General features: G+C 40.2%; 18 protein-coding genes. 6 read left to right on the top strand and 12 right to left on the bottom strand.

What is annotated here, in order from left to right; all coding sequences use genetic code 11:
* Nucleotides 1–282 precede the first annotated feature (282 nt).
* Genes N473_RS03105 through N473_RS03085 form a run of 5 tightly spaced genes read left to right on the top strand, consistent with a single transcriptional unit; the run spans nucleotide 283 to nucleotide 2,316 of the window.
* Nucleotides 283–954, top strand: coding sequence for a Bax inhibitor-1/YccA family protein (locus N473_RS03105; RefSeq protein ID WP_039609861.1), 672 nt, complete (start codon nucleotides 283–285; stop codon nucleotides 952–954).
* Between the two features lie 54 nt (nucleotides 955–1,008).
* On the top strand, nucleotides 1,009–1,362 hold the full coding sequence (tusD, locus tag N473_RS03100; protein WP_063366668.1) for a sulfurtransferase complex subunit TusD: 354 nt from the start codon (nucleotides 1,009–1,011) through the stop codon (nucleotides 1,360–1,362).
* Nucleotides 1,359–1,718, top strand: a complete 360-nt coding sequence (locus N473_RS03095) for a DsrE family protein (RefSeq protein WP_063366667.1) — start codon at nucleotides 1,359–1,361, stop codon at nucleotides 1,716–1,718. The genes tusD and N473_RS03095 overlap by 4 nt, the downstream gene beginning before the upstream one ends.
* Nucleotides 1,715–1,984 carry a DsrH/TusB family sulfur metabolism protein gene (locus N473_RS03090; protein ID WP_081220916.1) on the top strand — a complete coding sequence of 90 codons (270 nt, stop codon included), beginning with the start codon at nucleotides 1,715–1,717 and terminating at the stop codon, nucleotides 1,982–1,984. Before N473_RS03095 ends, N473_RS03090 begins: the two co-directional genes overlap by 4 nt.
* Nucleotides 1,985–1,986: 2 nt before the next feature.
* A complete protein-coding gene (locus N473_RS03085; protein WP_063366666.1) occupies nucleotides 1,987–2,316 on the top strand; it encodes a TusE/DsrC/DsvC family sulfur relay protein in 330 nt (109 codons plus the stop codon).
* Between the two features lie 32 nt (nucleotides 2,317–2,348).
* Here the strand turns inward: N473_RS03085 and N473_RS03080 are convergent, their stop codons facing one another.
* The 7 genes from N473_RS03080 to N473_RS03050 form a co-directional block, all read right to left on the bottom strand.
* Nucleotides 2,349–4,061, bottom strand: coding sequence for a hypothetical protein (locus N473_RS03080; protein WP_063366665.1), 1,713 nt, complete (start codon nucleotides 4,059–4,061; stop codon nucleotides 2,349–2,351).
* A 400-nt stretch (nucleotides 4,062–4,461) separates the two neighbouring features.
* Nucleotides 4,462–4,851: a hypothetical protein gene (locus N473_RS03075; RefSeq protein ID WP_063366664.1), complete on the bottom strand. Its 390-nt coding sequence runs from the start codon at nucleotides 4,849–4,851 to the stop codon at nucleotides 4,462–4,464.
* A 96-nt stretch (nucleotides 4,852–4,947) separates the two neighbouring features.
* Nucleotides 4,948–7,632: an ATP-binding protein gene (locus N473_RS03070; protein ID WP_063366663.1), complete on the bottom strand. Its 2,685-nt coding sequence runs from the start codon at nucleotides 7,630–7,632 to the stop codon at nucleotides 4,948–4,950.
* 39 nt (nucleotides 7,633–7,671) lie between these two features.
* Entirely contained in the window at nucleotides 7,672–9,909 is a 2,238-nt protein-coding gene (locus tag N473_RS03065; protein ID WP_063366662.1) for a TonB-dependent receptor, read from the bottom strand.
* A 113-nt stretch (nucleotides 9,910–10,022) separates the two neighbouring features.
* Entirely contained in the window at nucleotides 10,023–12,269 is a 2,247-nt protein-coding gene (locus N473_RS03060) for an NAD(P)-binding protein (RefSeq protein WP_063366661.1), read from the bottom strand.
* Between the two features lie 18 nt (nucleotides 12,270–12,287).
* Nucleotides 12,288–13,247 (bottom strand): hypothetical protein, encoded by a 960-nt coding sequence (locus tag N473_RS03055; protein ID WP_063366660.1) that lies wholly within the window; start codon nucleotides 13,245–13,247, stop codon nucleotides 12,288–12,290.
* A 23-nt stretch (nucleotides 13,248–13,270) separates the two neighbouring features.
* Nucleotides 13,271–13,882 (bottom strand): hypothetical protein, encoded by a 612-nt coding sequence (locus tag N473_RS03050; protein WP_063366659.1) that lies wholly within the window; start codon nucleotides 13,880–13,882, stop codon nucleotides 13,271–13,273.
* A gap of 294 nt (nucleotides 13,883–14,176) precedes the next feature.
* On the opposite strand from N473_RS03050, the gene N473_RS03045 reads away from it, so the two are divergent.
* On the top strand, nucleotides 14,177–15,013 hold the full coding sequence (locus tag N473_RS03045; protein WP_063366658.1) for a transporter substrate-binding domain-containing protein: 837 nt from the start codon (nucleotides 14,177–14,179) through the stop codon (nucleotides 15,011–15,013).
* 45 nt (nucleotides 15,014–15,058) lie between these two features.
* Here N473_RS03045 and ttcA read toward each other — a convergent pair whose 3' ends face one another.
* The 5 genes from ttcA to astE all read right to left on the bottom strand — a co-directional run bounded on the left by ttcA (nucleotide 15,059) and on the right by astE (nucleotide 21,218).
* Complete coding sequence (ttcA, locus tag N473_RS03040) at nucleotides 15,059–15,952, bottom strand: tRNA 2-thiocytidine(32) synthetase TtcA (protein ID WP_063366657.1); 894 nt, start codon at nucleotides 15,950–15,952, stop codon at nucleotides 15,059–15,061.
* Between the two features lie 203 nt (nucleotides 15,953–16,155).
* Nucleotides 16,156–17,736, bottom strand: a complete 1,581-nt coding sequence (locus N473_RS03035) for a dihydrolipoyllysine-residue acetyltransferase (RefSeq protein WP_063366656.1) — start codon at nucleotides 17,734–17,736, stop codon at nucleotides 16,156–16,158.
* A 9-nt stretch (nucleotides 17,737–17,745) separates the two neighbouring features.
* On the bottom strand, nucleotides 17,746–18,723 hold the full coding sequence (locus N473_RS03030; protein ID WP_039609848.1) for an alpha-ketoacid dehydrogenase subunit beta: 978 nt from the start codon (nucleotides 18,721–18,723) through the stop codon (nucleotides 17,746–17,748).
* Entirely contained in the window at nucleotides 18,723–19,940 is a 1,218-nt protein-coding gene (locus N473_RS03025) for a thiamine pyrophosphate-dependent dehydrogenase E1 component subunit alpha (protein ID WP_063366655.1), read from the bottom strand. Before N473_RS03025 ends, N473_RS03030 begins: the two co-directional genes overlap by 1 nt.
* A 246-nt stretch (nucleotides 19,941–20,186) precedes the next feature.
* Complete coding sequence (gene astE, locus N473_RS03020) at nucleotides 20,187–21,218, bottom strand: succinylglutamate desuccinylase (RefSeq protein WP_063366654.1); 1,032 nt, start codon at nucleotides 21,216–21,218, stop codon at nucleotides 20,187–20,189.
* Between the last annotated feature and the right edge of the window lie 8 nt (nucleotides 21,219–21,226).

Below are 21,226 nucleotides of genomic sequence, written 5' to 3'. Positions count from 1 at the left end.
AACCACTCAGCCATCTCTCCGCAGCGGGGCGAATAATAGGGAAACCTTTTTAGAATGTGAAGCTTTTTTTTTGCTTTTTTTATCGTTTGACTAAATTTCGACTCGTTTGTCGACAATTCCAGCTAACCTGACGATTTTTTTATCAATGTTTTGTTATCTTTGAACTATTTACCTCAAAAAATGGTCTACTATTCGAGAAAGGTTTGCTCAACTATGTAACTCTTGGTAATCTTTGGAAAGTTTAATTATCGGAACATCGTGTTTCTATTAAGGAGCTATAATATGGCGTTCAATCATTCGTACACTACTGAAAAAGCGGTAATGTCAACGACTGAAACAAATAAAGTGCTTAAGAGCACTTACTTTCTTTTAGCAATGACTTTGGCATTCAGTGCCTTAACTGCTGCAATTTCAATGACTATGGCATTGCCTAGATTTACTGGCCTTGTCTGTTCTCTTGTTGCTATGGGTCTCATTTTTGTTATCCAGAAGAAGGCTAACTCTTCTTCAGCAATTGGCCTGGTGTTCTTGTTCACCGGTATTTTAGGTTTTGGTTTAGGTCCAATGCTTAACTCATACTTAAACTTACCAAATGGCGGGCTTCTTATCGCTCAAGCACTTGGCTCAACAGCATTGATTTTCTTTGGCTTATCAGCTTATGCATTGACAACTAAGAAAGATTTTTCTTTCATGGGTGGTTTCCTAACAATTGGTATTTTAGTAACTGTTGGTATTTCAATCGTAAATATCTTCATCGGTAGTCCAATTGTATTTATTGCAATTAATGCTGTATTCGTACTACTTATGTCAGCAATGATTTTGTTTGAAACAAGCAGAATCGTTAATGGTGGCGAAACTAACTATGTCCTAGCGACTGTTGGTTTATTCGTTGCTATCTACAACTTATTCACTTCGCTATTGATGCTACTAGGCGTTATGTCAAGTGATGACTAATCTTATCATTCTGATAAAATAAGCCCCATTAGGGGCTTTTTTTATAGGTTTTCTTTGAGCCAATTTATTATTTCCGTACACTTTGGTCCTGCTGACCATGACGCTTTACAATGTCTAGAGCGCTTCGCACGTGCCGTGCTTCAGCAAAAGCACGCTATAAAGTGTGTTTTTTTATACCAAGACGCTGTACTACATGCCAATCAACACTTCTCTCTTGCCAGTGATGAGTTACAAGTAAGCACGGTATGGCAAACACTTCATGATCTAGGGATACCTATAAAATTATGTGTTACAGCTGCAGAGAAACGTGGCCTAAACACATCTAATACAGGTTTGTTCACCGTCGCAGGACTCGCTGAATTTGCCATGGAAACCTGTAAAGCAGATAAGTGGGTGCAATTCAAATGACAAAAAAGATTTTAGTGGTTTGCGACGCAGCGCCATTTGATGCGCAAATTATTCGAGATAGTTTAGATATGGCTCTGATTTTTGCAGCTGTTGATCAAGAAGTCAGTTGGTTATTTAAAGGCGCATCGGTACTTGCCTTAAAAACAGCTCAACACCCCAATCAACTCGGTATTAAAGATTTTTTAAAACAGCTAAAAACATTAGAAATTTATGAAGTTGACCGTATTTTCGTTTGTGAAAATGCCCTTGTGGAGTTTTCGATGTCGGCTGAAGCACTTGCGATTGATGCCGATACAGTCAATATTCAGCAGCAACAAGCTTTACTTCAACAACAAGATCATGTGGTTAAGTTATGAGTTCAATAGTACATATCTTCTCAAAACCAAGAAGCTACTATCACAATTTTGATATGGGTTTAATCAGTCAAGACGATAAAATATTGCTTCAACAAGATGCCTGCTATGATCAATCAAAGTTTTTAGTAAATTGCCCAGCCCCGATTTTTATGCTGGAGACATGCGCCTTAGCCCGAGGTGTTTCACCTCTTGAGTCAATTACCTTGATAGATGATTTGAGTTGGGTCGACCTTATTGCAAACAGTGACAAATCTATAACGTGGTAACTATGTTAGAAGTAAACGATAAAACAATTGAAACAGATAAAGAAGGCTACCTCTTAAATCATTTAGATTGGGAAGAGAGTCTAGCGCCAATTATTGCATCTCAAGAAAATATTACATTGACAGATGCGCACTGGGAAGTCATTAGATTTGTTCGTGGTTTTTATGAAGAATATGGCACAAGCCCTGCCATTAGAATGTTAGTCAAGGCAATCGCTAAGAAGCTTGGCGAGGATAAAGGAAAAAGCATTTATTTATATAAGCTTTTTCCTAAAGGCCCTGCGAAGCAAGCTACTAAAATTGCGGGACTGCCTAAACCAGCTAAATGTATTTAAAAAGAGAAGGCATTGCCTTCTCTTTTTATTTGTCACTCATTACTCGGCCAAGAAAATGGCACTACAGGCACAGATAACCCTCTTGCTAATACTGATTCAGCAACCGTCAAGCTTGGATCAGTAGGTGACCAAAGATCAGTGTTGAATACTTCAGAAGCTGATTCACTGGCTATATCGCCTAAAACACCGCTTGCATCAATATCGAATACAAACGTACCCGTACCGTCATACCCACATGAATTTGTCGGTGCATACTCAATATTTGCGCGATGTTCAGTGCCTAAATAGACATTTGTTGAAGAGTCGAATTCAAAAAACTGCCTTTGGGTAAAATCTTGAAGATTATGACTACTCCCAGGTCCAGCCCAATTACAAATAAACCCTTGGACCAACCCATTTGTTTCATCAATATCCGCCCCATAGCCAAAATGAGCCTCACCATTTTCCAGCGAATCATCATTAAATCCGATGTTTAATATGCGGCTATTAGAGTCATTGACGCCCGCTTGCCATACATAAGCATAATCACCTGCTAGGCTAGTCAAATTAAAGTTAGCGCCAAATATTGCAAAATTTTCGCTCCAACCATCAGGGTTATCAGTATTATGATATTTGTTGTCCACATCCACTTGCTGGTCGCTATTAAATTCATTCGCAACACTATGACCACAATTAGTCGCCGATCTAGACTGCAGAGACATCTGCTCTCCACTGCGTTCATAAGCCAGAGAGCCAACTAAAGTACGTTCATTTTGACTGCAATTTCCTCCAGGAAACTCTATGCCTGACACACCAACCTCCCCCTCTACAGTAAAGTTGAGTAAACCGGTATAGTTCACGGCATCAGAGCCGGGAGTATGCATCATTGACATAGTAATGTCATAATTTGAGCCAGAGACCGTGTAAGCTAAACTTACACTGTATTGCCATACACCTGACGCAAGCTCAATTATTGCACTATTGAAGCTTATATCTGCCAGCCCTTTGCTATTCATTTGTGAGGTTAGATCAATTGAACTGCCCTCTGTAGGTAAGCCAGTTCCATCGTCAATCGCAGCAGACACCATGCTAGCTAGAGTCATGAGTGCCATTCTTGAGCGCTCTCTGACAGCCCGTAATTGCGCATTTGTTTGCGCTACAGCACAAGCGTTACCATTGCTTGCACTCGCTAGCCATAAACCTAAATCTCCGGTGGGTAATGTACCTGAACTGGTTGCCGAACTTGATGCATCAGGATGTCCTTGATAACTCACTTGCGGACCAAAACAATCTGCATTCGTGCTGTTTCTATAGAAAGAACCGACCCTGAATACATCTCTTAGAGGTGTTTCACCACTTAACAGTGAGTTAATTCTCCTAGTTGCCCAAAAATAAGTAGGTGAAGCAGGACCTCTAGACTCAAGCGCTCTGTATGAATATTGCCTATCTTGCTCATCACTGCTATCAGAAAATGGCGATGCCACTGCCAAAGACTGAGGGAAGTATATTCCTCTATCTGCACTGCCATCGCTATCGTTAGTTTCATCACTGCCTTGATCAGTTGAATCATCAGAGTTGGATGAATCATTATTCACACTAGAATCGGTGCTGTTACTCGTATCTGAGCTACTAGCCTGACTACCATCAGATTGTTGAGATGATGTATCTTGCTGTGCTTCAGTATTCAATTGGCTTGAGTTATCGCTTTCAGATGATGAGCAACCCATTACTAGAGAAGCCATAATAAGTGGAATGTAAGATTTCATAATTGCATACCTTCTTTGCCTAACCTGTACAAATAACTTATGCGAAAAAATACAATTGGACAAAACGGCGAGTGTTAACACTTGTCAGTTACTGTTCAAAAACCACCCACTTTAGAATGAGATTTAAACCAGTAAATGAGAATAATTATTCATAAAAAATGATAATTAGTTAAAGAAAATCCCTAACGCAAAGAATTAACGACACTTTCCAATATTCTTAAATGTTAGTTCATAAGAACATGCTTTATACAATTTCTTACATCAATAAGTGAACTTTTTTGGAGAGCATCTCGTTTAAAGGAAAGTTATGGAAAGCGAAGTCAGGCCTTGCAGCCTCATACTAACCTATAATTGAAACAATCATTTCATCTAAATGTGGTAAAGGATGAAACGAGCGCGCTTATTTAACGCGCTTCCAAACCTCGTATTCAACGAATTTGCCATCCTCAACAAGCTTGTGGTGCCAAAGATCACCCTTCACCTCATAAGTGAACGCCATTTCTCGACCTATCAAACTGTCTACATTACCCAGTGTGACTGTTTCAATAAAATGATTATCTTTGAGTACATATGTGCCACCCCCAGCATAATGAAACTTATTATCGCTGCTAGTGATATAACTAAAGTGAGTTTTATTAATGATTTTAGTCGAAGTGACTTGAGGTGCCGAGGCCTTAATACGTCCCTCTTTAGTGGCATATTCTCCACTGACAAACTCCCAAGTGCCTTCGAGCGGATTTGCTAAAACAAGTGGACTAACTAACGCACAAATAATCGATAAATACTTCATAACCTTTCCTTATTTCATTTTAGTTATTTTTCACGATTATAAAGTTTTGATTGTTCGAAACTCAAATGCGGATTCTTCAAGTTGAATGCGAAATAACTATACTGCTTCGCCGCAGTCAGATTCGTCTATCACTTTGTTAATCAAATCAAATAGCCTTGACAGCGCTTTTTCAACATCTTGTAAATTGTCTTGCTTTAGCAAGGCATCAATCTGTGAAACAGTTTGGTAAATATCATGACAATCGAACATTGCTGAAGTACCTTTTAGAGCATGGATAGAACGTGCTAACCCCTCATAGTCCTTATATTTGAGCTGATTCTGAAGCTGTACTAACTGTTCATGCAACCCGTCAATATACTGCATTTTCAATTGCTTGAATTCTTCATCTGGTAAGTTTAAATCATCTTCTACGGTTATATTTAAATAATGAGAGATTTTCCTCGCAAACTGTGCCCTATCGATTGGCTTTGCCAAATGATCTGTAAACCCAAGTTTTATATATCTTTCAACTTCATGACTCATTGTATTCGCCGTTAATGCGATAACTGGCGCCGTACAGCCTGTTGCTTGAATAAAATTAAACGCCTGCTCTCCATCCATTACTGGCATTTGAATATCCATCAGGATCAAATCAAACTCATTGTCTAAAACGGCTTGCACTGCTAATTGGCCGTTTTCGACCGCAGTCACACTCAATCCCATCCGTTCTAGAATTCTGGTGATTAGTCTACAATTATCACTATGATCTTCAGCAAGTAGTACTTCACCCTTCAACACCTCTGCATCTAGCTCAGAATCAGATTCAACGTAAGTTTCATGTTGATGATGTATTTCTTCAAAAGAGTTTACCCACTTTGTACGCTCAGTGGTAAACAAACTCAGTGATAAGGTAAAAGATGTACCCGACCCAACTTCACTTTCAACTTCGATATCACCATCTAACTTTTGCGCTAGACTTTTTGAAATGTTCAAGCCAAGACCTGTTCCACCATATTTACGCGTGGTGGAAGAGTCAGCTTGGTAAAATGCACTGAATAGCTCTTTTTGCTCTTCAGTCGTCATACCAATACCTGTATCTTTAACGCTAATATATAGTCTGTCATCCTTGCAGCTGACTTCTATGGAGATTTTACCCACAGAAGTAAATTTCAATGCATTTGATGTGAGGTTTAATAATATTTGACGCAGCCTAGTTGGATCAATCACGACATAATCAGGTAAAGGGAATTGGTAATTCAAGTCAAACTCAAGTCCTTTGTCTCGTATTTGCTTGCCAAGCAATGACTCAACATGGGCAATTGACTGAAACAGATTAGCTTCTATTAATTCTACCTCAAGCCGATTTGCCTCAATTTTGGACATATCAAGAATATCGTTTATGAGGCCAAGTACATGACGAGAGTTTTGCAGTATTACCGTGATCGCATGGTTACGTTCATGTGGCTTTATATCACCTAAAATTATACCATCTGCATAACCAATAATCGAAGTCATTGGTGTCCTAATCTCGTGGCTCATATTGGCTAAGAAGCGGCTTTTGGCTTCACTTGCATCACGGAGTTCAGAAGCCAGCTGTTCAAGCTCATAAGTACGTTTTAAAACTTTCGCTTCTAAGTTTTTATTCAGCTCTATATTTTCTTCGCTGGTTAACCTCACCTTATCAGCTACAGCAAAAGCTAAGAACATAGCATCTAGCGCTACCCCAACTAACCCAATTAAATACAAATTAACAGCTATGGGCGGCAGCAACCCAAGGTTAGTAAAGTTCCCAATCATATTTGGTACAGCCATACAGACATAAGCAAGTATAAAATACCTTGCAGGCTTAAACCCTTCAGAGATCCTTAGAATCCCGATGTACAAACCTAGGCATAAAGCCACACCAGTCGATAATGTTGCCCATAAAAAACCAAAGCCTGGAAATAAAATACTAAATGGAGTACCAATTGCAGCAATCACACCAACCCAAATAGATGCTGAGGATAAATTAGGGTGTTTCTCTTTAAGCTTAAGCAAGCAATTGTAAAACAGTGCATTACTGATTGGTGATAAAGTAAAGCCAAGCCAGTGTAAGTGCGCCGAATAAAACCCAAAAAGCTGGTCAGAGATATGAAAAAAATGACTCCATGCAAAAACCATGGTTGCTGCGAAAATTGCATAGTAAAGGTGTGTTAAATCTTTAGAGCCAATATAGATAAGCAGGTTGTATAAACCCAAAACTATCCCAACGCTAAAGCAGATGATCATAATTAAATTATCAATGACGACCTGCTCTTTAAAATCTTTTATTGGTACAAGCTCTAGTTTAATTGGTGTATAGAAGTAATCACTCTCAAATAGAGTGACTACGTAGTAATCTTTATTTGGCATCAACTCAATGGTATTGCCATAATGAAAAGCGAATTCATTCTGTACCATACCACCTGAATAATACCGTTTTACATCTGTTGAGGAGTATATTCTTGTTTCTATATTAGATAACACCGTATTGTATGGGTACAAAACTAACTGCTCATAGTCAGAAATGTTTTTAATTTTGGTCACAAGCCAATATCGACCAGAAAACAGAGCTCGCTCTTTTTGGGGGGGTAATTGACTAGCCCAACTTTCAACCTCATCAAATGAATCAGGGAAACGAGTGTCATCTTTTGCAGAAAGGATCAATCCCTTGTCATGTAAATTAACACCCGTCTCAATACCATCATATACGTATTGTTGTGCGCTCACCGAGAGCGACAAACACAACACAATAAAGCTGAAAGTTAATCTAATTAGATACATTATTGACCTAAAAACCCCTATTTATATGCTAATACAGCACTAAAAGTTATACGTAATATCAACGCCAATTCTCTGTCCTTCTCCTTTAAAGTCTTCCAACATGCCAAGAAACGACCTTAAATCAAATTTTAAATGGCTATACTCTTTGTCGAAGAGGTTTTTGCCCCATACGCCTAATTGCCATTGCTTATACTGATACGTAATATTTGCTCGCCATAAAGCGTAACCTGACTGCATTGCGTACGGGTTTTGATTTTGATCAAAGTAGTACTCTGACTGATAATCAACACCCACGACTGAACTTAATTCGCCTTCATATAAAGGATATGTATATGCAAGTTCTGCTGCTATATTCCACTCTGATGTAAAAGGTAAGCGATTATCAGTGAGCGCAACACCGACTGGGTCTATAAACTCTTCAAAATTAGCCTCTGGAATATACCCTATCGCCAATCGTGACGATAAATGCTTACTTAGCAGGTACTCAAACTCTAACTCGGCGCCATAGATTGTTGACTTACCGACATTTTCTAGCAGCTGAAGTGGCGGAGCATTCGGCGTTGATGACGCCTGATTCATGAACACTTGCTGTTCTTTATAGTCGTAGTAAAAAATAGCGCCAGATAATAAGTAAACATCGTCGTTGGACAATTTAAACCCTGCTTCATGTGCTATCAATTCTTCGGGTTCATAATCTGCAAATTCAGCTTGCTCTGGAGATGACAGCAAACCACCGTTATATCCCCCACTTTTTGTGCCATTTGCCAGTGAGTAATAAATGAGTAGATCATCATTTGGTGAATAATTCCATGCAAGTTTGCCTGATATTCTGTCGTCTTTTACCTCGCCACTTGCCGTATAAAACGGAATAATAGTACCGTCGAGCTCACCTGGAGTGGTAATAAAGTTCAATCTTGATATTGAATCATATCTGACGGATTCGTCCGAATAGCGCGCACCGAATGTGATCATATGCTGTTCACTTAAACGCCATTCATATTGAGAAAACAATGCAATTGTCTTAGTTACAATTTCATTGTCATAAAAAAATGTGGTTGTCAGCTCTGGTGCCAATATTCCGCGTAAATCTCTTAGGATATCATTGTGGTTGTTTTGGAATATACGCTCTTCAAGGTGAAATAAACCCACCGTCCAATAATCATCACCAAATTGGCCTTGATACCTAAGTTCATTGGTAACAAGCTCACTTTTTAAACCCAACTCCCCTTCACACAATCTCGCAGGACTACCGTCACAGTTAAATGCATGATCTCTATCTAACCGATTAAACCCATTTATATAGGTCAAGTAGGACCCTTCTTGCATTTCCCATTGAAGTTCAAGCCCCCAACCCTTATAAATACTCAAATGCGGCGAATCATTATTAACGCTCACCGCCCAAAAATCATCACTTCCATCATTGAAACCGAAACTGTCAACGCACCCTAAACTACCCGCCTCTCTAGGAGAGCAAGATACAGGGTTCTGAGGGTTTGGATCTTTAAAAACACCAATATTTCCAACTGGTTGCACGATACCATCCCAATGACCATAATACCCTTTAACAAAAGCACTCCACTTATCCCACTCCCCCAAATAACTGAGCCTTAAATCGCTTTGTGTCAGCCCAGCTTCTGGAGAGGTCTCAAGTAAGTTGTAACTCGTATATTCATAGTCTGTGTGATTGAACGCAAACCTGACCGCACTCTCATCATTTATTGTCGCATTGTAGGCACCTTGTGCCCTATACCAATCATCTGTGCCAGCACCGAGCTTAACATAGCCATAATTACCGGCATCAGGTCGTTTAGTTCTCACTAAAAGTGCACCACCGGTGCTATTTCGGCCAAATAAAGTACCTTGTGGGCCTTTTAAGACCTCCACTTGTTCGATGTCAAACAAGTTCGCTATTTGATTGCTTGCAGATCCTACTGAGAGTCCGTCAACATACATAGCAACTGGAGAAGTGTTTGCAGTGTTGTAATCCAACAAGCCAACACCTCGAATATTTATTGCTGGTGGCGTCCCTTCAGCAGCATTTTGGCTGATCTTTAAGTTTGCAACGAAGTGCCCAAGTTCAGTCGCATCCTTAATGCCTTGCCGAGCAATACGATTAGCCCCGATAGTAGAAATAGAAACACTTACATCCTCAATGTTTTGCTTCCGTTTCTGTGCATACACCTCGATGACCTCCATAGAGTCGTCAGCAGCATATGATAGAATTGAACTAAACATTATTGGAAATATAGATATTGAAATGGCAGAGAGTTTAAACATGTCCGTTCTCGATTGTGTTTGCAGTATTCATTTTGCACTACTGAGTATAGTCCAAAAGAAAAGACCTCCAATAAAATTGCAGGTCTTTTCTGTTACTTACCTAATATTATCTATTAAGTACCATCCGGCTCAAAGCCATTTTCGCCGCTAATTTCTTCTGGTAAACCGCAAATAGCACGTGAGGTTTGCATACCGGCCATAACAGCCGCTTCTACACAACCAGCATTCACACCCGTTTTGATCCAATCACCTGTTATAAATAAGTTTTTAAACACGGTTCCATCAGTCGATAACCTGAAAGCACTACTTCCAGTGACTGAGAGAACATATCGCTCACTAGGATCAACGTTAACGCGCCAATATTGTGAATCAAACCTTTCTTCTGTTGGCGCAGCGACAGGATCATACACAACACGCCAGTCGAATTCATCTGCTTCATTATAGGCATTTGGCCATAAAGGTTTCATTTCGCGGTTAAGCTTATTAAGTGAATTCACTTTAACTTTAGCGGTCTGTTCAATAGGAAACGAATGCTCAGACGCAGGTGGGTAATAATCACAAGTAAAGGCACTACAAAAATATGCGATATTACATGGACCAGATGAAGGCCAATCTTCTACGCCCAATAAATTCGACATGGCAGCCCATGTATCAAAAGGCTGAGAAAAAGCACTCAATATGGGCCGCTCTTCACTTGCAGGTGTGTAGTTAAAGCCAAGCTGTTCATCTGTTTTGTTCAACCAAACCTGAAACGCCTGTGTTGCCACCGTTTTTACTTTGCGACTTTGCTGCTCAAAACTATAATCCAATGCTAATAACTCTGGACATAAATGCTCGAGTGAACCCACTGAAATGCCAAAAACAACTTTGTCAAAATCTCGCATTCTTTTCAGAGTCTTTCTCGGCAGGGGCTTTTGATAGTGCTGCTCGTAGATACTTGGCCAATCAGTCCAAAATGACTCTAAGTTCACCTTATGTTGTCTAATAAGGTCAGCTTGTTCATCCACAATTTGATCTAAGTTTGGCTGAGAAGGCCAGCAAGGCAAACCTTTAACATCAACAAAAGGCTGATATTCACCATTTTTAAGCTCAACCTGCTCAATGATTTCAATCTCATCGACGACATAATTTCCATTTTCATCTTGACCAGGCTTAAGAGACTCGACTTGATTGAAAAATTCGAATTGTACGCCCCGCTGACTGAGTAGCTCATATATTGGTGAGAAAATTATGTCGCCCATGCCTGCTTGCATCTTCCACATGACGCCGCCTTTATAACACAGCATAATCCGAAGCATTGCTAACGAAGCTACCCCTGCTTCAACGTCACCTTCTTTAAAGTCACCATCCACAAAACCAAAAACGAGATCATAAAATCCGCGCACAGGAGCCGACTCTACTGCATATTCCTTATCTGCCCCATTTCTGGCTAACCAAAATTTAAAATCATACTTATTCAGGACCCCAAAACCATTGGCATGCACCCTATCCCTAATCATGCCAACCGTCATTGCAATAGCGAGATCTGCACAGATATATGCGCGTCTTACTGCGGGGTTATCATCAATCAGCTCTAACGCCTCTGAGCGCAGCCAACGCTTAAGCTTTCTAACGATATACCAAGTAACGAGTCTATCTTTCGAATTTGACAGCTTTTTATCGTTAGCACGCAAGCTCATCAGATCATGCAACTGTGAAATTAGCAGTTTTGGGGTTGATAAGATGTCCTGAGCTTCGTCGACAGCACTATCAAAAAAAGACTTTACAGAGTCTTCAACAGTGTCAAATGCGTCAGAAATCTCTCCAGCTAAATGTTGTAATAAGCTCCGATCCCGTTGTTTGGTTGTTTGCAATTGAGTCTTTTTATTGGCAGTTTCAATGGCTTCTTCCAACTCGTCTATCCATTTGTGCAACCATGCAACGACTAATTCAATTAACTGCCAAAAATGTAAATCTAGCGTGCCATCGGCAGGGTTCCCATCAATTATAGGAAAATCGACAGGCCATGTTTCCCATTGATTATCGATATACTCCTGTAAGACAACAAAGCTATGTGGTTTTAACGCCTGTTGCCATGTATGGATTGGTACGGTTGAAGGCCTATCTAACTTGTCATATACCGTCTCGATTGCACGAAATGAGTTAACATATGCGCCAAACCATACATGTAAACCGTGCTCTTCAATACGCTCACCAAAATAAGGGTTTCTTCCACTCGCCCCCTTTCCTCCTAACCTCCAGCCTAACTGATACACGGTAATATCATATAGATCGTGCCAATTCTCTTTTTCAGTTAAGTATACAGCGGCTGTCATCGCGGACACGCCACCACCTAAGATAGCAATACGCTCTTTAGTCATGTGATTTCCTTACTCAAGTTACAAATCGGCAGTGACGATCTCTTTCGCCCCGTCTTGATCAAAATCCATACATAAAAAGTAAGGTAATTTAGCGAACTGCTCACCCACCTTAATCCCAAACATTTCTTCCAATGGAAATGCGTCTACTTGGTTAAAGGTCACTTTATACTCGTCTTTTAAAAAACCGAGTTTATGAACCTTTTTCACTGTAGAAGGCGAATGAACGACAGCGCTATATACACTGTTTTCGGCATAGCCATCAGGGAATTGTTTAAACAATATTTGCGCAAGCTGGGGATTAGTAAACCCACTAAATAGCTGTTTGAAAAAGTCTATGCTGACCCCTAAGTCATGTACGCTGCCATGAATCAGTTCAGCGACTTCTTTGCCAATCTCAATGGCCTCTTCAAACCAGGTATCATCATCTGCTACGCGATCAATAGACAGGAGCTCATACCACGCCATTTTTTTATCCGCTTCAAATGGCTGAAACGTCTCTAAGCTCAACGAAAAGTGATCTGCTCGATGCTGATTGTCGGGCATTTGATACTGACACAGGTATTTGTTGTAGCCCCAAGTTTCACGCCCATTAACTAACGCATTAATATTGTTAACCGTTATAAAAGCCGGATACCAATACAAATGGGTCATTTTATTTTCTTGCTTACTGATCTGAGCAATGGGAAGCCATACAATAATATCTGTCTCTTGCATGTAGCCGTAATTACTAAACGGTGGCACTTTAGACGCAATATTTTCAATATCGGTAAAGGTTAAGAGGCAATACGATGATAAAGCTCTAAAGGCGATAGACTCACTGGGGACGCTATTAAGGGTTGAGTCAACATAATTTTGGATGGTATTCAATTCCCCCTTAACAAAAAAGCCATACATCATTGCGTTAAGCATTCTGCATGGCGGTTTAGCTATTGGGTTACCGGGAAAGTGTCTATAAGGAATACGAGGCTGATCTGACATACATAACTCCTTTTCATTATGATTTACATAGTCAATTCTAGTCCACTTTTTATCCTTCGGTTGGCTAATTTCAACTTAATTGCTTCATCAATGTTACACTGGCATAGTGCTGTAAAATGTTGCAACGCTGCGGCATTAAATTGAGCTGACAGTGAATTCATAAAACCGTGTTCGTAACGTGTTCGATAACATTTAACCCCCGGTACTCCTGATAAATGTTGTATAACAGGTGTAATGTCAAAGTGCTTTTCTTGATAAGGGAAATAAATGTCAACATCACATCTAGGTTGAAGTTGTAGGTGGTTTCTGATCTGCCCTGGATAAAATGCGATAAGCTTAGTCGTGCTCTTAATTGGCATTGCCCCAAGCGCTCTCCAACTAGCAACAGCGCCTGCTGAAAACCCAATAACCAAGTCAGGCTGTTTATCAGAAATTGCCTCAACAACCTTTTGGAAGTATTTATCATGGCCTACGGAACTTATAAACTGCTTGTAAGCAGTCTCTTCATCCCGATTTAAATGCCCTTGCCTAAAGGGATAGGGGGAACAAATAGCAGTGTTGCCGTCTAGTTCATTGGCGAAGCTTTCTAAGCACTTAGTTTGCCCAAAAATATCACTGACGATAAGCGTATTCATAGTTTTCTCTTGTTATTGAAATTAACTTAACTCGCCAACCTTGCATACTATACCAAGCACGACTTTTAAAACACTTTTAATTACAAATAAAAGACCAATCCCTGTTAAACCACATTGGCCAACACTTTATTCGCTTAAAGGCTGGTGTTCGTCTTTCAATGTAGCAAAAAGAAATAAATTGTAAAATGAATTACAATTATTAAACAAAGAATTTAATTTATTTACTGCTTTACATGTTGGCAATTCAACGTTCTTTGCTAAGCTTTAAGAGTGACAATTAGAAGAGGTATAAGTGTGCGCAAAGCATTGCTATTATTAATATTGTTATCCGGTATCGCAGAATGCAAAAGCATCGACTGGATCATCACTGACTTCCCACCCTACTACATGATAAATGATGCAGATGAAGGCACAGGCAGAGATGAGTTAATCATTGACTTGTTTCACCAATATTTGCCTGCCTATGAAAATAATAAAGTCTACTTTCCAGCTAGTCGTGCTATCCGGGCTCTCAGTGATAAACGCAATACATTTTGTATGCTCTCATTATACAAAACACCCCAGCGTCAAAAGTTCATACGCTTCAGTGAAAACTATACCACCATTGGTTTGTCACCAACCATCGCAACGACGACTACAACACTTCAAGCTCTTGGATTGAAAGACACCGCTAAAATCCAATTAAAACCCTTCATAGAAGAAAACAAACTGGTGCTTGGCGTTGTTATGCAACGTTCATATGGCAGGGTATTGGATCAAGCTATTACTTCGATTCCAAAAAGTCAGGTCGTTATTCGACCAGGTCAAGATGCACTTGAAAGCTTGACGTACATGCTCAAAAAAGGACGTGTCGATGCGGTCATTGGTTACCCCAGCGAACATTTCTACCTTCACAAGCAAACAAATACCAAAGAAGTGGTGCAACTCATCCTTGAAGACGTTGACCCTATAGTGCATGGGTATGTTGGCTGTACTGATAATGATCTTGGAAGAGAAATCATTAAAGAAATTGATTCAGTTGCTAGTACCGTGGTTAACAGCCAAGAATTTAAAACAGTTATGCAAAAGTGGTTGCCAAGTTATCTAGAAATAAAGCTCAGTAGGCTAATGAAACATAAGGAAGCTGGATAGAACAACACCAAGTACCGCTGGCAGCGATACTTGGTAAAATATCATTTAGACATTAGTGACATCAATAAATAGTGATTCGTCGATATTGGTAGAGGAAACTGTCGCTTCGCTGAACTGATACTCGTCACGCTCATTTTCTCTATCAATTGGTAAATTTTCAAAGTCAAACAAGTTTGTATCTGCCAACTGGCTTGGACTGACATTTTGAAGTGATTTAAAAATACTATCAACGCGACCTGGGGTTTTCTTATCCCACTCAACAAGCATTGCTTTAATGTTTTGTCTTTGCAGGTTTTCCTGCGAACCACACAAGTTACATGGAATGATCGGGAAGTCTTTATGCTCCGCGTATTTAATTAAATCTTTTTCTCGGCAGTAAGTCAGTGGACGGATCACAACATTTCGGCCATCATCTGACCTCAGTTTTGGCGGCATTGCTTTCAATCGAGAGCCATGGAACATGTTCAAGAACATCGTCTCAACAATATCATCCATATGGTGGCCTAACGCTAATTTTGTAGCGCCAATTTTCTCTGCAAAAGAGTATAATGTGCCACGTCTCAGGCGAGAACAAAGGCCACAAGTAGTTTTACCCTCAGGTACTTTTTCCCGAACAACTGAGTATGTGTCTTTATCAACGATATAATAAGGAATATTTAAGCTCTCGAAGTATTCAGGCAAAATATGCTCTGGAAAACCCGGTTGCTTCTGATCTAGGTTGACTGCGATAACTTCAAATTTAATCGGTGCGGCTTTTTGCAGGTTCAGCAATATATCAAGCATTGCAAAAGAGTCTTTACCACCACTAATACAAGCCATCACAACATCACCTTCTTCGATCATGTTGTAATCTTTTATTGCGTTACCAACATTTCTGCGCAGTTTTTTCTGCAACTTATTAAATTCAAGTACTTCTTTTCTATCGTCTTTTTGATTCATCACGACTTCTCAAGCCTAAAACGGATGGCTTTTTTAATTGCTACGGGTAAAAATTTTGAGGGGTGAATTATACGGATTTTTAAACAAGGTTGGAACATATCTGTGTAGATAAACAAAATACAATGCAAAAAAATTTAACTCAAATATAAAAAGCCCCAAAAGCTTGCGCTTTTGGGGCATGTAAAGGTCTTTACAAAACTAATTTAGCGCATAGCCATCATCATTTTTGCAGGTTCTTCTAAGTATGACTTCCAAAGATTATTGAAACGCGCAATCGTTCCGCCATCAATAACTCGGTGGTCACCAGACCAACTCACTTGCATGATAGAGCGTGAAACAACGTTACCATCAGCATCAAAGCGTGGTAAATGTTGTAACTTGCCAAGTGCCACAATAGCGACCTCAGGCTTGTTTATAATTGGTGTTGCAGTCGTCCCACCAATAGCACCTATATTCGAAATTGAAATGGTGCCACCTTTCAGATCATCCGGTGATACACGCCCTTCCCTTGCTGCATCAGTTAATTTAGTTACTGCCTCAGCAACATCAACAATAGACTTGTTTTGACAACCTTTTATATTTGGCACTAAAAGACCTAACTTACTATCAACCGCCATACCAATATTATGGTCGTCAAAGTATGTAAGTTCTGTGCATTCATCGTTGACTTGTGAGTTTAAGATTGGGAACTCTTTAATTGCCAAAGACAACGCTTTTATAAAGAAAGGCATCATCGTAAGTTTAATACCTTGCTTAGCATATTGCTCTTTTAAAGAAAGTCGCAATGCAATAAGCTCTGTTAAGTCAATTTCATCACTGTATGTAAAGTGAGGAATGGTAGACACAGAAGCAACCATTTGCTTCGCCATGGCAGCTTTCATGCCACGAATTGGCTCAACTCTTGCGCCACCCGTCACAGTGTTCGCTGTATTTGTGGTAAGCTGAGGTGCCGCTTCGCTAACAACTGGTGCAGCAGGTCTCGCGCCCGCGCTCAGGAACTTTTCAAGGTCTTCTTTATAGACACGACCGTTCTTACCACTTCCAGGCACTTGGCGAATATCAATATCCATTTCGCGTGCACGTCGTCTTACTGCAGGTGAAGCGACCGCTTTACCGTTAATGATAGGCTGTGTCACAGCAGGAGAAGACGTTGAAGATGAAACAGGTTGAGGCTTATGAATTGCAAGCTCTTCTTCAACCGATTTAGCCGGTGCCGCTTGAGTACCATTAGAGTGCGCTAAGCGTACTTGGAATAATGGGCTATGTACTTGTGCTATATCACCTTTTTGGTAATACAGTTTTTCCACTACACCATCATATTTAGCTGGAATTTGAACAAGCGCTTTATCCGTCATCACATCGCAAACCGCTTGGTCTTCTTTGATTAACTCACCTTCACTTACTAACCACTCAACAATTTCACATTCAACAATACCCTCACCAATATCAGGCAAGATGAAGTCTTCTAAGTGACTGCCTTGCGTTGCTGCTGGTTGCTCTTTTGCCGTTGAAGCCTCAGCTGTCGCCTCTTCTACAGGAGCATCACCTTCCACATTCATCGCAAACAATGGCTCGTGCACCTTTGCAATATCGCCTTTTGCGTAATGCAATTTAGTAATAACACCATCATGTACTGCCGGGATTTGTACCAAAGCTTTGTCTGTCATTACATCACAGATTGGCTGATCTTCTTTGACTGTGTCACCAACAGCGACTAACCACTCTACAACTTCACATTCAACGATGCCTTCGCCGATATCTGGTAAAATAAACTCTTTAGACATGACTTATCCTTAAAATTCCACTGACTTCTTGATTGCTTCAAACACTTTTAAAGCATCTGGTACATATTCTTTTTCAAGAGCTAAAGGATACGGGGTATCTAGACCACATACGCGTTCAATAGGTGACTCTAAGTGCAAGAAGCACTCTTTTTGGATAGTCGCCGCGATTTCAGCACCAAAACCATTTGTAATTGGCGCTTCATGACTGATCACTAAACGACCTGTCTTAGTTACAGACTTAATCAGTGTGTCAGCATCCCAAGGTAAAATTGAGCGAAGATCGATAATTTCGCAGCTGATACCCGCTTCTTCTGCTTTAACTGCGGCCTGTTCAATGATCTCCATTTGTGCGCCCCAAGCAAGTACAGTGATGTCTGAGCCCTCTTTGACAACTTCCGCTGTACCAATTTCAATTGTGTAATCTTCTTCTGGTACTTCACCAACTGATGCACGGTATAAGCGTTTAGGTTCAAAGAAAATAACTGGATTATCATCTTTGATACAGGCTCTCAATAAGCCTTTTGCTTGATAAGGGTTACGCGGCACAACCAATTTCAAACCTGGTGTGTGAGCAAAATACGCTTCCGGAGATTGCGAGTGATATAAACCACCGGCAATACCACCGCCGTAAGGCGTACGAATAGTCAAATTACCAACATTAAACTCATTACCAGAGCGGTAACGGAATTTCGCTGACTCATTTACGATTTGGTCAAACGCAGGGAAGATATAATCCGCAAACTGAATTTCAGCTAATGCAGGTGCGCCAAATGCAGCAAGACCATTAGCAAAACCAAGAATACCTTGCTCTGTGAGTGGTGTATTAAATACACGGTGCTTACCATACTTTTCTTGCAATCCAGATGTTGCACGGAATACACCGCCAAAATAACCCACATCTTCACCGAAGATACAAGCCTGAGGGTGCTCTGCCATACTAATATCAAGCGCCGAATTAATGGCGTGTAACATATTCATTTTAGCCATTATTTGATTCTCCCTGCTGTAATTGGATAGGCATCTGGATATTGTTTAATATGCTCTTTTAATTCTTCGTATTGTTTTTGTAGCGCGGGGATTGGCGTGTCATACACATCAGAAACAAGCTCTTCTAAAGCAGGTTTTTGTACCTTTTCAGCAACTTTTAATGCAGCCAATATCTCTTCGCGGATCTTGTCTTTAATTGCTTCGTCTTCTTTTTCATCCAACCAGTTTTGTTTCAGTAGCCATGCTTTGAATCTAGCAACTGGGCAGTTATTCTTAAATTCTGCCTCTTCATCTTTAGTACGGTATCCTGATGGGTCATCAGAAGTAGAGTGAGCGCCAAGGCGATATGCAATTGACTCGATGAGCACAGGCTCACCTGTTGTGACTGCTATTTCACGGGCTTTTTTAGTCGCTTCATACACAGCTAGTGTATCAGCGCCATCAACACGAATAGTCTTAATCCCGTAGCCAACACCACGTGCTGCAATACCGTCACCTTTAAACTGCTCATCCGCAGGTGTTGATATGGCGTAACCGTTATTACGGGCAAAGAAGATAACAGGAGCTTTGTGTACTGCGGCCATGTTAAGGCCAGCATGGAAATCACCTTCTGAAGCAGCACCTTCACCGAAGTAACAGATAGTCACATTATCGATTTCAGAATTTAATTCACCAGACTCTTTATCAATATGTTTGAGCTTTTGGCCATATGCATAACCGGTAGCTTGTGGAATTTGAGTACCAAGTGGGGAAGAAATTGTCAGATAATGTAGTTCGTTAGAGCCATAATGCACCGGCATTTGACGACCCTTACCCAAGTCTTTTTCATTTGAGAAAAGCTGGTTCATGAATTGTTCTAGTGTAAAGCCACGATAATGCAGTGCAGCCTGCTCACGATACTGAGCCATGATCATATCATCTTGCTTTAACGCAGCAGCACTCGCCGTGATCGCGGCTTCTTCACCTAGACATTGCATATAGAAACTAATACGGCCTTGGCGCTGAGCGGCTTGCATACGTTCATCCAACAAACGGATAAATCTCATCGTGCTATAAATTTTAAGTGCGGTTTCTTTATCTAATTCAGGCGACGTTGCGCCATCTAAGATCTCGCCTTGTTCACTTAAAATTTTCAATGTTGGGATGTTAAGCGCATGGCCGTCGATAAATTCGAGTGCATGGCTTATGTTTAACGATATGTTATTGGGGTTAGTCATAACCTACCTTCTCTTGTTGTCATCGCCAATTTGCAATACTTGCAGTCAATAGCATTGACATAAAAGCCCGCGTGTTGAGTTTTGAATAATTAGTGCGGTAAATGCAAATTACTTAAATTAAAGCTTTTGCCACTTTACGTTAACGTAAACGGTTATTCAACTAATCCTAGATGAATAACCGATAATTTGCATTTTTATTCTGGAAAGATTTCGATACGGTTACAAAAAAACTTTTATTTCAGAGGGTTAAACAAAGTTTTCGTTCACTTCCATGGGGATCACGGTTAATAATGCACGTTGGCCAAGGGCAACTTTAGCATTTGGGAATATAATAGCTTCGCCTTCTACTTCAGCAAAAATCTCAGTGTTTCCATCTGTTGCCAGTAGCTCACCTTTAGCGAATCCTGTAAAGTTTACAGCAGAATCAGGGAATGGAAATGAAAACGCTTCACAAGTTCGGTTAATCGTTCTATGCACAGTGAATAGCTCAAAGTCTTTTGCATCGAATTCTTTATATCCAACTTCTTTTTGGCTAATTAATGCACAAAGCGTCTGCTTTGTCGCTTCGAAGCTTGCCATATTATTTTCACCAAACGGTTTAACTTGGCCAAGCTCAACGGTAAATGCATCTGCTTCAAACTGTTTTGATGAGAAATAACTGAAAGTAGTTGCAGCCGAGCGCATCATCAGAACAGTATTCACACCGCAAGATAATAAAAACTGTAATTGTGATTTTTTCCAAGGTTTGCCATGTAAAAAAGGATAAACCGCAAATTTTTCGTTTTTAGAGCCTCGAATAGCCGTGTGAAGATCATAATGCGCACGATAGCGACCTGTTTCAACACTCGTGAAGAACTCTCGCACATAGTTTTCTAAATTTGCTGCGCGTACCTGCTCCGGGTTATCCGACTTATTTTCATGAGCACCATTAAAAAGACGATTTAAGTTTTCGTCTACAAATCGCTTGCCAATGTTAATTGATTTTGGATTGCCAAAAATAAATAAAACACGTTGCTTAAGTTCAAGTTTACCCATAATGATCTTCTGGATAAGCTCATCGCAGATTTCGATTGGCGCGGTTTCGTTGCCGTGAACAGCACTCGAAAAGACAAAATCTTTTTGTGTTTCACACGCTGGAGTAAATTGAATTACACCGGTATCTATTACTTTAACCTCAGTACCGTTTTCCAATGTAAATTGGCTCGATGCTAATTCAAACTCATTTTCACGAGTTATGGTTAAAAAGTCCCCTGTTGCTTTTAATGTATCAAGGTACATACTGTCAC

It is taken from the genome of Pseudoalteromonas luteoviolacea CPMOR-1 (assembly GCF_001625685.1).
Taxonomy (GTDB): Bacteria; Pseudomonadota; Gammaproteobacteria; order Enterobacterales; family Alteromonadaceae; genus Pseudoalteromonas; species Pseudoalteromonas luteoviolacea_K.
Note: the sequence above shows the minus strand (reverse complement) of the source record. Positions and strands in the feature narration are given on the sequence as shown.